This window comes from Pararobbsia alpina, assembly GCF_965118125.1.
In the GTDB taxonomy this organism is placed as follows: domain Bacteria; phylum Pseudomonadota; class Gammaproteobacteria; order Burkholderiales; family Burkholderiaceae; genus Pararobbsia; species Pararobbsia alpina_A.
In genome coordinates, this window is record NZ_OZ221287.1 from 1,662,540 (window position 1) to 1,674,919 (window position 12,380).

Consider the following 12,380-nt stretch of genomic DNA (forward strand, 5'->3'; position numbering starts at 1 on the left):
CCGCTAAATTACATTCGAAGCAGATACGCGGTGCGAAATGCCAACAATTATTAACCGGGGGCTCGGGCTGGCCGCCGGGATCGCGCTGGCCACAAGCCTAGCAGCGTGCAATCAGGTCAATGCGCCTTACTCGGCGAAGGACATCGCGAGCAATGCGATGTTCGTGTCCTTCCAGCTTTACCCGAAGTTTCTCGACCCGGTGAGCTCGTACAGTCTCAATGAGACGCCGTACATGCACCAGACCTACGAGCCGCTGCTGCATTACAACTACCTCAAGCGGCCGTTCGAGCTCGAGGGCCTCACGACGGAAGCGCTGCCCACCGTCGTCCTGATCGACAAGGCAGGCAAGCCGTTGCCGGACGGCGCGCCGGACTCGGACGTCGCGTTCAGCACTTACACGATCCATCTGCGTCACGGCGTGCGGTATCAGCCCCATCCCGCGTTGGCGAAGGATGCGTCGGGCCACGACCTGTATCTGTCACTGACGCCGGACGAGATTCGCGGCAAGCATTCGATCTGGGAGTTTCCGCTCGACAAGGCGGCGACGACCACGCGCGAGATGACCGCGGACGATTACGTCTATGAGATCAAGCGACTCGCGAGTCCCTATGTCGCGACGCCTTCGCCAATTTATTCGTTGATGGCCTCGTATATCGTCGGGCTCAGAGAGCTCAGCGATACGCTGCGCGCCGAGCATGACCGTGAGCTCAAGGCCTTGCCGCCGGGGACCACGTATTTGCCGTGGCACGACCTGCGTAACGACCCGCTCGAGGGCGCGAGGGCGATCGACAAGTACACGCTCGAGATCCGGATCAAAGGCCGGTATCCGCAATTCAAGCACTGGCTTGCGCAGACCTTCTTCGTCCCCATCCCGTGGGAAGCGGATCGCTTCTACGCGCAGAAGGGCATGGCGGAGCAGACGCTGTCGTTGAACACCTGGCCGATCGGTACCGGGCCTTACATGATGACGGAGCAGAATCCGAATCACTTCGTCGAGGCGCGCAACCCGAACTATTGGGGCGAGCGCTATCCGAGCGAGGGCATGCCGGGTGACAAGGAAGCGGGACTGCTCGACGACGCGGGCAAGCCGATGCCGTTTATCGACAAGATCGTCTGGTCGATCGAGAAAGAAGCGGAGCCGCGCACGCAGAAGTTCATGCAGGGCTACTACGACTTGCCGGAACTCGATCGCCTCGACGATTCGTTCGATCTGCTCAAGGAGCAGATGGACAACACGGGTCGCGCGCAATTGATTCGAGATCACGGCATCCGCATGACGAATGCACATGATCCGATCAATTGGTACATCGGCTTCAATTGGCTCGATCCAGTGATCGGCAAGGGCAATACGCCCGAGCAGGAAGTGCGCAACCGCAAGCTGCGCCAGGCCATCTCGATCGCGACGAACTGGGAAGAGTACGCCGCGGTGTTCTTCGATTTCTACGGACCCGCGACGGTCGCGATGGGGCCGATTCCGCCTGCGCTCTTCGGATACCGCGACGGCAAGGAAGGCATCGACCCGGTCACACATGTCTGGAAGGACGGACAGGCCGTGCGCCGGCCGCTCGAAGAAGCGAAGAAGCTGCTTGCCGAAGCCGGCTACCCCGACGGGCGCGACGCGAAGACAGGCCGGCCGCTCGTGCTGACCTACGATTCGCGCGAAATCGGCCCGACGTATCAAGGTCGACTGAGCTGGCAGATCAAACAGGCCGCACGCCTGGGGATTCAGCTCGAGGCACACCCGACCGATTACAACCGGTTCCAGGACCGCATTCGTCAAGGTGGCGAGCAGCTGTTCTTCTGGGGATGGAATGCCGACTACCCGGATCCGGAAGATTTTCTGTTCTTGCTCACGACCGATCAGGGCGTGGTCAAGTACGACGGCGACAACCAGGCGAACTATTCGAACCCGCAGTACGACGCGCTCTACAAGCGCATGAAAGATCTGCCCGACGGTCCCGAGCGTCAGCAGGTCATCGACCAGATGGTCGGGATCATTCAGCAGGACGCGCCGTGGGAATTCGGCGAGTTCCCGGGCAGCACGCGGGCGACGCAGGCATGGGTCAGCAATGTGCGGCCGTCGAGCGTCGTGCTCGACAGCGTCAAGTACATGCGTGTCGATGGCGCGAAGCGGGCTGAGATGCTTGCGCAGTGGAATCGACCGAAGCTCTGGCCGGTGATCCTGATCGCGCTCGGCGTGTTCGCGGTGTTCTGGCCCGCATGGCGCTTTTATCAGCGCCGCCAGCTGACCAATGCACGCGGCGAAGTGATCTCGCGCGCGCCTTCACGCAAGCAAGGGGAGTCCGCGTGATCAACTACCTGATTCGACGCACGGCGTATTCGCTGTTCGTGTTGCTTGGCGTCAACTTCGTGACGTTCTTTCTGTTCTTCTCGGTCAACACGCCCGACGACATGGCGCGCATGCAGCTTGGCGATCGTCGCGTGACTGCCGATGCGGTTGCGCAATGGAAGGCTGCACGCGGCTACGACAAGCCGCTGTATTTCAATGCGCAGGCCGATGGCGTCGATAAGCTGACCGACACCGTGTTTTTCCAGAGCTCGGCAAGGCTCGCGCGCTTCGATTTCGGCAAGACCAATGACGGCCGCGAGATCCGCTACGAGGTGGGCAACCGCATCGGACCGACCGTCGGTGTGGCGGCGCCGGTCTTTATCATCGCGATCGGCTTGTCGATCGTGCTCGGCCTCGGCATGGTCATGTTCCGGAACACCGCGCTCGATGCGACCGCCGTCGTCGCGCTGGTTGCCTTGATGTCGATCTCATCGCTGTTCTTCATCATTGCGGGGCAGTGGGTGTTCGCCGTGCAGATGCGCGTGATGCCGCTGTCGGGGTATTCGCCGCCGCCGGGCACGTTCAAGTTTCTGGTGCTGCCCGTGGTCGTCGCGGTGCTCGCACAGCTAGGGCCGAATTCGCGCCTGTATCGCACGATCTTCCTTGAAGAACTCGGCAAGGACCATGTGCGCACCGCGCGCGCCAAGGGTCTGCCCGAGATGACGGTGATGCTGCGCCACGTGCTGCGCAACTCGCTGATCCCGATCATCACATCGGCCGGGTTGCTGCTGCCGCCGCTGTTTGCCGGATCGATCCTGATCGAGACATTCTTCGCGATCCCCGGGCTCGGCATGTTTACGATCGACGGCATCAACTATCAGGACTTCAACATCGTGCGAGCGATGGTGTTCCTGGGGTCGTTTCTCTATGTCGCGACCTATCTGTTGACCGATTTCGCCTACGCGTGGAGCGATCCGCGCGTGCGTCTGCAGTGAGCGGGACCTGATATGAAAATCGTTGTGCTCTGGACCGATGCGGTCATGTTTATCGTGCTGGCCGCCGTGATCGGCTATGCATTCAAGGTCGCGCGCACGCCGCACCTTGCCGCCACGTGGCGCAAGGCGTTTATGCGTCCGTCAGGCGCAGCAGCTGCGACGCTGCTGGGCTTTTTCCTCGTGATCGGCCTGCTCGATTCGCTGCATTACCGGCCTGAATTGCCGAGCGCACCCGGATCGACCGCTGCCCAGTATTCGCCTGTCACGTACTCGGTGCTCGATACGGTGCTGTCGCGTCAGGCCAATGGGCATGAGAGCAGTTACTCCGCGCCGCTCGCGTATCAGGCGTATTCGAAGGATGCGGCGCTCGTCGACGGCAAGACGGTGCGGCTCTATCCGCGCCTGAAATTCGGCGGGGAATCGCTGAAGGACCCTGAAGCGCACTGGGCGGGCGACGTGCTGACCCGCACATTTGAGGGTGTTGTCTGTGGTCTGGCATTGAGCTTCGTGTTGTGGGCTCTCGCGGCCCAACGTGTCGCGCGCGCGGCGAACGTTTCGTGGAAAGCCGGTGCCTGCCGAATCGTGCGAGGTGCCACGCCGCAGCCGTGGCGCGCTGTGCTGGGGACGGCCTCGACCCTGCTCGTGCTCAGCAGCGTCGTCACCGCGCTGGCGCTCGAATATCACGTGTTCGGCACGGATCGCGTCGGGACTGATCTGCTGTACGTCGTGCTCAAGAGCATTCGTACCGCGCTGGTGATCGGCACCATGTCGACGATCGTCACAATGCCGATCGCCGTGGGCCTGGGCATTACGGCCGGTTATCTGCGCGGCTGGATCGATGAAGTGATCCAGTATGTCTACACGGTCATCAACTCGATTCCGTATGTGCTGCTGATTGCGGCGTCGGTGCTGATTCTGATGGTCTTTATCGACAAGAATCCCGATCGCTTTCCGACGGCGGCACAGCGTACCGATGCGCGCTTGTTCTTCCTGTGCGTGATTCTGGGCCTGACGAGCTGGACCGACCTGTGCCGCCTGATTCGCGCTGAAGTGATCAAACTACGCGAGGCGGAATACATTCAGGCGGCGCGCGCATTCGGCGTGGGGACATGGCGGATTCTGAGCGTGCACCTCGTGCCCAACGTGATGCACCTGATCCTGATCAGCATCGCCATCAATTTCTCGGGCCTGGTGCTCGCTGAGGCGGTGTTGTCGTATGTGGGTGTCGGCGTCGATCCGGCGATGCAGAGCTTCGGCACGCTGATCAATACATCGCGGCTCGAGCTTTCGCGTCAGCCGGCGATCTGGTGGACGCTGTCGACGGCGTTCGTTTTCATGTTCGCGCTCGTGCTCGCGGCCAATATCCTGGCTGATGCGATTCGCGATGCGTTCGACCCGAAAGCCATCCACCGCTAATTCGACGCCATGCTCAAACTTCAAGCTTTAAGAACGGAAATCGCGTCGAGCCAGGGCATTGTCGTGCCGGTCGATGGGGTGACGCTGACGATTCGCCCCGGAGAAACCTTCGCCATCGTCGGCGAATCGGGCTCGGGCAAGTCGGTGACGGCCATGTCGATCGCGCGCCTGCTCCCTGAAAATGCGCGCGTGACTCAGGGCACGGTGATTCTCGACGAAACCGACCTCGTCGAACTGCCCGAATATCAGATGCGCCATGTGCGCGGACGTCGGGTTTCGGTGATCTTCCAGGAGCCGTCGACAAGCCTGAATCCGGTGCTGACCGTCGGCGCGCAGATCATTGAAGTCCTGCGCACGCATACGGCGTTGCGCGGCGACGCTGCACGTCACAAGGCGATCGACTGGCTGCGTCGCGTGGGTATCCCCGACCCGGAGCGCCGCATCGACAGCTATCCGTTCCAGATGTCCGGCGGGCAGAAACAGCGCGTGATGATTGCGATTGCGCTCGCCGCCGAGCCGACGCTGCTGATCGCGGATGAGCCGACCACGGCGCTCGACGTGACCGTGCAGAAGCAGATTCTCGATCTGCTGCTCGATCTGCAGCGCGAACGCGGCATGAGCATTCTTCTGATCACGCACGATCTCGGTGTCGTGTCACAGGTCGCCGATCGCGTCGGCATCATGTACGCAGGTGAACTGGTCGAGCTCGGCAGCAAGGCGAGCTTTTTCGGCGCGCCTGCGCATCCGTACGCCAACCGCCTGCTTGCTGCGTTGCCGGATGTCGACAAGCGCGGTCATATGCTCGAAGCCATCAAGGGCATGGTGCCACCGCTCAATCAGGTGTTCACCGGCTGCCGCTTTGCGCCACGTTGCCATTCGGCGACCGAACGATGCCGTGTGGAAACGCCGCCGATGTATGAGGTCGATGCCGAACACACGGTGCGCTGCTTCGGCTTTGCGCCGAGCGCGCGCGTGACGCTCGTCGATCCGCCGGCGTCCGCGCCGCGCGCGAGCCGGCCCGAGCGCGCACAGGGCGACGTGTTGCTCAAGGCGCAGAACGTGCGCGTGCGTTTTCCGGTGCGCTCCGGCTTGCTTCAGCGCGTCACGAGCTACGTCGATGCAGTGCACGATGTGTCGTTCGAAGTGCGGCATGGCGAGACGCTTGCGCTGGTCGGCGAGTCGGGCTCGGGCAAGACCACGACCGGCAAGGCGATTCTGCAGCTCTTGCGCGGTTCGGCCGTCGTCGAAGGCTCGGCAAAGCTCAACGGTGTCGACCTGATGCACGCCGATGCGAACGCCTTGCAGTCGGCCCGTCGCGATATCCAGATCATCTTTCAGGACCCATTCGGTTCGTTGAATCCGCGCATGCGCGTGGGCGAAATTCTTGCCGAGGGCATGCAGTCGCTCAAGGGCGAAATCAAGGCGGCCGCGCGTAACAAGCGCGTTGCAGAGCTGATTGACCACGTGGGCCTGCCGAGCGGAGCCCTGACGAAGTATCCGCACGAGTTTTCGGGCGGGCAGCGTCAACGCATTGCCATCGCCCGCGCGCTGGCCGTGGATCCGAAGCTGATCGTCTGCGACGAGCCGACGTCGGCGCTCGACGTGTCGGTGCAGGCGCAGATTCTGAACCTGCTCAAGGAACTGCAGTACGAGTTGGGCGTGGCGTATCTGTTTATTACCCACAATATCGGCGTTGTCGAATATCTCGCCGACCATATCGCGGTGATGCAGCACGGCCGGCTTGTCGAGATCGGGCGCAGCGCCGACGTGCTGTCGAATCCGCAAGAGGCGTATACGCAAACCTTGCTGGCCGCGGTGCCGCGCATTCATTAAACGCAGCTTGCCCACGCGATGGCGGCGTTTTCAGTGCCCTTGTCGCCGCCTCGCATGAGATCTCAACGCCACGCAATGCGGTGACGGACCGTTGTCGCGGGAAAGCGCACAGGGGCTCCCCTTCCGACAGGCTGAATCACGAGAAAAGGTCAGGCCCTTATCGCAATACCTTGCGATACGTCGGCTATCATGTTCGATGTCTTTAGCGTGCGGATGGCTCGCCGCGCTCATCTCCGGAGAACTTGATGGCCACGTCCAACGAAAGCGTGAGCATGGCGTTGTTTTGCGACTTCGAGAACGTCGCGCTCGGCGTGCGAGACGCGAAGTACGAGAAGTTCGACATCAAGCCTGTGCTCGAACGCCTGTTGCTCAAGGGCAGTATCGTCGTCAAGAAAGCTTACTGCGACTGGGAACGGTACAAAGGCTTCAAGGCATCGATGCACGAAGCCAATTTCGAACTCATCGAGATTCCGCACGTTCGCCAATCGGGCAAAAATTCCGCCGATATCCGCCTTGTCGTCGATGCGCTTGACCTGTGCTACACGAAGTCGCACGTCGATACGTTCGTCATCATCAGCGGCGACTCCGATTTTTCTCCGCTCGTGTCCAAGCTGCGCGAAAACGCGAAGCGTGTGATCGGTGTCGGCGTCAAGCAATCGACGTCCGATCTGCTGGTCGCCAACTGCGACGAATTCATTTTCTATGACGACCTCGTGCGCGAGCGTCAGCGCGCCGAGGCCAAGCGGGCGAAGCAGGAAGCGCAGGCCGCAGGCAAGCGCTCTGCCGATGAAGAGCGCCGCGCGTCGGGCGACGACAAGCGCGACGACGACAAGCGGCGCAAGGATGACGCCGAGGCACGCAAGCTCGAGGCCGTCGAGATCGCCGTCGAAACGTTCGACGCGCTCGTGTCAGAGCAGGGTGACGGCGGCAAGATCTGGGCATCGGTACTCAAGAGCGCGATCAAGCGGCGCAAGCCCGATTTCAATGAGTCGTACTACGGGTTCCGTGCGTTCGGGAATCTGCTCGAAGAGGCGCGTGCGCGCGGGCTTCTCGATTTCGGGCGCGACGAGCGCTCGGGCACCTATGTGTCGCGGATCCAGGATGCGCCGGGAAATGAGGCGGCGCCTCGCCGTGCTGCGCCGGTGGGACCCGTTGAGGCCGTGCCTGCACCGGCTCAGGCGGAAGGCCGGCAGGAGAAGCAGGGACGCCAGCGCGATCGCAACGATCGCGATCGTCACTCGCGCCGTCGGGACGCGCGTGCACAGGCGGCGGGAGCACGGCCGCATGACCGGAACACGGCTACGGACGCTACACCCGACGACGATGGCGCACAGACGTTCGGCGATGGCGGAGAAGCGTATTCGAACGAGCCGGCGTTCGGCGGCCACGGGGCGGCGGACGACGACTGGCGGCCCGATACGCTGACCGGCACGGGCGGTAACGGCCGCGCCGATCACTTCGGCCATGCCGGCCATGCAGATTCACAGATCGATGCGGCACGTGCCGAACAGCGCGCCGCCGAAGCCGCGTTTGCGCTGGATGAAGCGGTCGCTGTTCCGGCGGATCAATCGGTCGAGGGCGGGTCGTCGGCCGAAGAACCCGGCCCCGGCAGCAAGAGCGCGAAGAAACCCAAGGCCAGCCGCAAGACCCCGGCGCGCAAGACGGCGAAGAAGCCCGCACCGGCGAAAAAAGCGGCCGCGTCCTCAGTCGATGCGAAAGCGAGTGGTGCTGGCACACCTATCGCACCCGAGGCGACTGCATCCGAGCCAGGCGGTACGTCCAATGCTGCGCCGGCCAAATCGGCCGCCAAAAAGAAAGCGCCCGCTCGCAGTCGCCGTCCGAAGAAGGCAGCGGAGCCGACGTAGGCGACCGGGCGAAGGCCGGTTCGGGCTTGAGCGGGATCGTTTACAATTCGCTTTCTTCGTGCGCGCGACGGGACGGTCACTGGCCCTCCCCTTGAGCGATTGAAGACTGCGCGGCGACGACGCCGCGAGGGCGTACGCACTTGAGCGCATGCATCACAGAACGGGGACGGCCCCATCCGCTTTAAGGGAGAGGGCGCATGTCCTGGATCTATTTGCTCGTCGCAGGGTGTCTCGAGGTTGCCTGGGCGGCCGGTCTCAAGTATTCCGATGGGTTGTCTCGGCTTTGGCCGTCGCTTGTCACGCTCGTGACGGCGGCAGTGAGTTTCGGCTTGCTGGCGCTGGCGATGAAACAACTGCCGCTCGGCACTGCCTATGCAATCTGGACCGGTATCGGCGCAGTCGGCGCATTTGTTTTCGGCATTATCTACCTGAACGAGGCAATGACTTTTGCGCGTGTCGCAAGTGCCGCGCTGATAGTTATCGGTTTAATCGGTCTGAAACTTTCGTCCTCACATTAAAAATTCGTAATTTATTTCGATTTTCATCCCAAAGACGACGCAATCGCGGCTTTTACCGCCATTTCGCTTGGATGAAAATCGGGGGCGATGGTTATAATCGACCGCATAACCGCGTGCGCCGCTTCCTGGCGTGAGGCGTGAAGGAGGCGGCGATGCTCTCAGCACTATCCTTGTCGGCCGGCCTGGCGTGGGCCAGCGGGCTCAGACTCTATTTGACGATGGCACTCGTCGGTTTCGGCGCGGCCGTCGGCATCGTGCATCTGCCCCCCGCACTGGCCTTTCTGGCGTCGCCGTGGATGATCGGGGCCTCGATCGCACTGGCCATCGTCGAGTTTTTCGCCGACAAGATTCCCGCACTCGATTCGCTGTGGGACGCCGTTCATACGCTGATTCGAATTCCCGCCGGCGCATTGCTCGCCGCCGCGGCGCTCGGTCATTCCGACCCGACCTTGCAGACGCTCGCCGCACTCGCTGGCGGCGCACTGGCCGGCACCGCGCATCTGACCAAGGCCGGCAGCCGCGCCCTGATCAATTTGTCTCCTGAGCCGCTGTCGAACTGGATCGCGTCGAGCGCCGAAGACGTCCTGATGATCGTCGGCCTGACGCTTGCACTATTCCTGCCGGCGGTGTTCCTTGTCCTGCTGATCAGCTTCCTGTGCTTTGCAGGCTGGGTGCTGCCGCGGCTCTGGCGCGGTGTGCAGGGCGGTTGGCGCGGCATGGCCACGCATATGCTCGGTGTCGAACCCTTTCGAGGCAAACACGAGTGAGCGCACGCGCTGACACGCGATCCCGTTCCATCGAAGCCCGCTCCACGTTTTCATTCTCCGAAGTTATTCGCCAGGCCGTGCGCATGACGGTCCGCGACTGGCGGTCCGGCGAGCTCACGATGCTGCTGCTCGCGCTCGTGCTGGCGGTCGCCGCGCTCACGAGCGTGGGCTTCGTCGCCGATCGTCTGCGGCAAGGCCTCGATCGCGATGCACGCAAGATGATCGGCGCCGACCTCGTGATTCGCGCTGATCAGCCCATACGCGATACGTTCGCCGCTCAGGCGCGGGATGATGGCCTGCAGACGGCGAATACCGCGATCTTTCCCAGCATGGTGTCGGCGTCGAGCGATGCCGCTTCGCCGAGCGCCCAGGGCGCCGCGCGCGCGAGCCGTCTTGCTGCGCTGAAAGCCGTGTCTTCGGGCTACCCATTGCGCGGGCAGCTCCGCATCGCCACCAGTCTCACAGGTCCTGATGCTCCGGTTTCGACGATTCCCGCATCGGGCACCATCTGGATCGATCCGACGCTGCTCGACGCGCTTCACGTCAAAATCGGCGATTCGATCAAACTCGGCGTACGCGATTTCAAAATCGCCGCAGTGATTACGCGCGAACTCGATCGCGGCTTTTCGTTTGTGAATTTCTCACCGCGCGTGATGCTCAATGCCGCGGATCTCGCTTCAACCCGATTGGTCGGTTATGGCAGCCGCGTCGGTTATCGCTTGCTCGTCGCGGGCAATGATCCGGCGGTTGCGCGCTATACGAAGTGGGCGCATGAGCAAGTCGACGGCGGCAAGATTCGCGGCATGGCCATCGAGACGATCGAAGAAGGGCAGCCGCAGGTACGCGACACGCTCACGCGCGCGCGCCACTTCCTGACGCTCGTCGCGTTGCTGACGGCGTTGCTCGCCGCGGTGGCCATCGCGATGGCATCACATCGCTATATGCGGCGGCATCTCGACGGCTGCGCGGTCATGCGCTGTCTCGGCGCGAGTCGCACACAGCTGCGAGCGTGGTTCATCATCGAATTTCTGATCGTCGGACTTGCAGGCAGCTTCCTCGGTGTCGTGGTGGGCTACGGCGGTCACGCGATCCTGCTGAGCTGGCTAGGACAGCTGATCGACGTCGTGTTGCCTCAACCGTCGTTCTGGCCCGTGCTCGAAGGGCTGGCTGCCGGCCTGGTACTGCTGCTCGGCTTCGCCGTGCCGCCGTTGCTTCCATTGACGCAGGTGCCGCCTGCACTCGTCCTGCGCCGCGAGCTCGGTGACGCATCGCGTATCGCATGGGTCGCGTACGCGATCGGTATCGCGTTGTTCGCGGGCTTGCTGATCATCGCGGCCGGCGAACTGAAGCTCGGCGGTATCGTCGCGGGTGGTTTTGCGGGCGGCATGGTCGTGTTCGGCGCGATCTCTCGTGGCGTGCTGTTCGGTTTGTCACGTGCTGCGCGCAGTGCGCGGCATGCGCGTGCGTTCTCGGGGCTCGGGTGGCGCTATGCGCTGGCGTCGCTCGAACGACGCGGCGTTGCAAGCGCATTGCAGATCACGGCGCTCGGTATCGGGCTGATGTGCCTGTTGCTGCTCGCGATGACGCGCAACGACCTGATCGACGGCTGGCGTAAATCGACGCCGCCTGATGCGCCGAATCAATTCATCATCGATATTCAACCGAATCAGCGTGAGGGCGTGCTTGCGTTGATGAAGTCGCGCGGCTTCGACAATATCCAGCTCGCGCCGATGGTACGGGGCCGGCTCGTCGCGATCGGCGGCCGCAAGGTCAATCCGGACGACTACAAGGAAGAGGAAACCAAGCGCCTCGTCGATCGCGAGTTCAATCTGTCGTACTCGACCGAGCTTGCGCCTGACAACAAGGTCGTCTCGGGCACGTGGTTCGGCGACGATCCGAAGCCGCAGATCTCGCTCGAGCAGGGCATGGCCAAGCGACTGCACGTCAAGGTCGGCGACATGCTGCGTTTCGATGTCGCGGGTCAGCAGATCGATGCGCCGGTCACGAGTATTCGCATGCTCGATTGGGGTACGTTCCGCGTCAATTTCTTCGCGGTCCTGCCGCCCGCTGCGCTGAGCGATTTCCCGGCGACGTTTATCACTGCGTTCCGCTTGCCGCCCGGCGATGCAGGGCAGGCAACCATCGATGCGTTGATTCACCAGTATCCGAATCTCACGGCGATCGACACCGGGCAGATCATTGCGCAGATGCAGCGCATCCTGAATCAGGTGATCGGGGCTGTGCAGTTTCTGTTTGTATTCACGCTCGCTGCGGGGGTGCTCGTGCTGTATGCGGCACTCGCGGGTACACGTGATGAACGCACGCGCGAGGCCGCGTTGTTGCGCGCGCTCGGCGCGTCGCAATCGCAGATTCAATCGGTGCAGGCGACGGAATTCGTCGTGGTCGGCGGACTCGCGGGGCTGCTCGCCGCAATCGGTGCGCAGGCGATCGGCTGGGTGCTCGCCGACAAGGTGTTCCAGTTCCGGCTCGAGCTCAGTGCGTGGTTGCCGTTCGCCGGGCTGGCGGCGGGGATCGTCTGTGCGACGGCAGGGGGGTGGTTCGGCCTGCGCCAGGTGCTGCGCAGACCCGCACTACAATCGCTGCGTGATGCGTGATGCGTGATGCGTGATGCGTGATGCGTGATGCGTGATGCGTGATGTTGCGTGAAGGGTGAGGGTGAAACCTGAGCGTCGTAC

Annotated in this window: 8 protein-coding genes; all 8 read left to right on the forward strand. The window is 62.7% G+C overall.

All coding sequences use genetic code 11. The features are described from left to right. Window positions 1–37: 37 nt before the first annotated feature. The 8 genes from ACMFWR_RS07225 to ACMFWR_RS07260 all read left to right on the forward strand — a co-directional run bounded on the left by ACMFWR_RS07225 (window position 38) and on the right by ACMFWR_RS07260 (window position 12,299). Window positions 38–2,311 (forward strand): ABC transporter substrate-binding protein, encoded by a 2,274-nt coding sequence (locus tag ACMFWR_RS07225; RefSeq protein ID WP_413194323.1) that lies wholly within the window; start codon window positions 38–40, stop codon window positions 2,309–2,311. Beyond that, a complete protein-coding gene (locus tag ACMFWR_RS07230) occupies window positions 2,308–3,285 on the forward strand; it encodes an ABC transporter permease (RefSeq protein WP_413194324.1) in 978 nt (325 codons plus the stop codon). The genes ACMFWR_RS07225 and ACMFWR_RS07230 overlap by 4 nt, the downstream gene beginning before the upstream one ends. A gap of 12 nt (window positions 3,286–3,297) precedes the next feature. Next, entirely contained in the window at window positions 3,298–4,701 is a 1,404-nt protein-coding gene (locus tag ACMFWR_RS07235; protein WP_413194325.1) for an ABC transporter permease, read from the forward strand. Between the two features lie 9 nt (window positions 4,702–4,710). Then, window positions 4,711–6,534: a dipeptide ABC transporter ATP-binding protein gene (locus tag ACMFWR_RS07240; RefSeq protein WP_413194326.1), complete on the forward strand. Its 1,824-nt coding sequence runs from the start codon at window positions 4,711–4,713 to the stop codon at window positions 6,532–6,534. A 245-nt stretch (window positions 6,535–6,779) separates the two neighbouring features. Beyond that, on the forward strand, window positions 6,780–8,399 hold the full coding sequence (locus ACMFWR_RS07245) for an NYN domain-containing protein (RefSeq protein WP_413194327.1): 1,620 nt from the start codon (window positions 6,780–6,782) through the stop codon (window positions 8,397–8,399). Between the two features lie 197 nt (window positions 8,400–8,596). Continuing rightward, on the forward strand, window positions 8,597–8,917 hold the full coding sequence (gene sugE, locus ACMFWR_RS07250; protein WP_413194328.1) for a quaternary ammonium compound efflux SMR transporter SugE: 321 nt from the start codon (window positions 8,597–8,599) through the stop codon (window positions 8,915–8,917). A 152-nt stretch (window positions 8,918–9,069) separates the two neighbouring features. Further along, complete coding sequence (locus ACMFWR_RS07255; protein WP_413194329.1) at window positions 9,070–9,684, forward strand: DUF4126 domain-containing protein; 615 nt, start codon at window positions 9,070–9,072, stop codon at window positions 9,682–9,684. Between the two features lie 83 nt (window positions 9,685–9,767). Next, window positions 9,768–12,299 (forward strand): ABC transporter permease, encoded by a 2,532-nt coding sequence (locus ACMFWR_RS07260; protein WP_413194330.1) that lies wholly within the window; start codon window positions 9,768–9,770, stop codon window positions 12,297–12,299. Window positions 12,300–12,380: the final 81 nt, after the last annotated feature.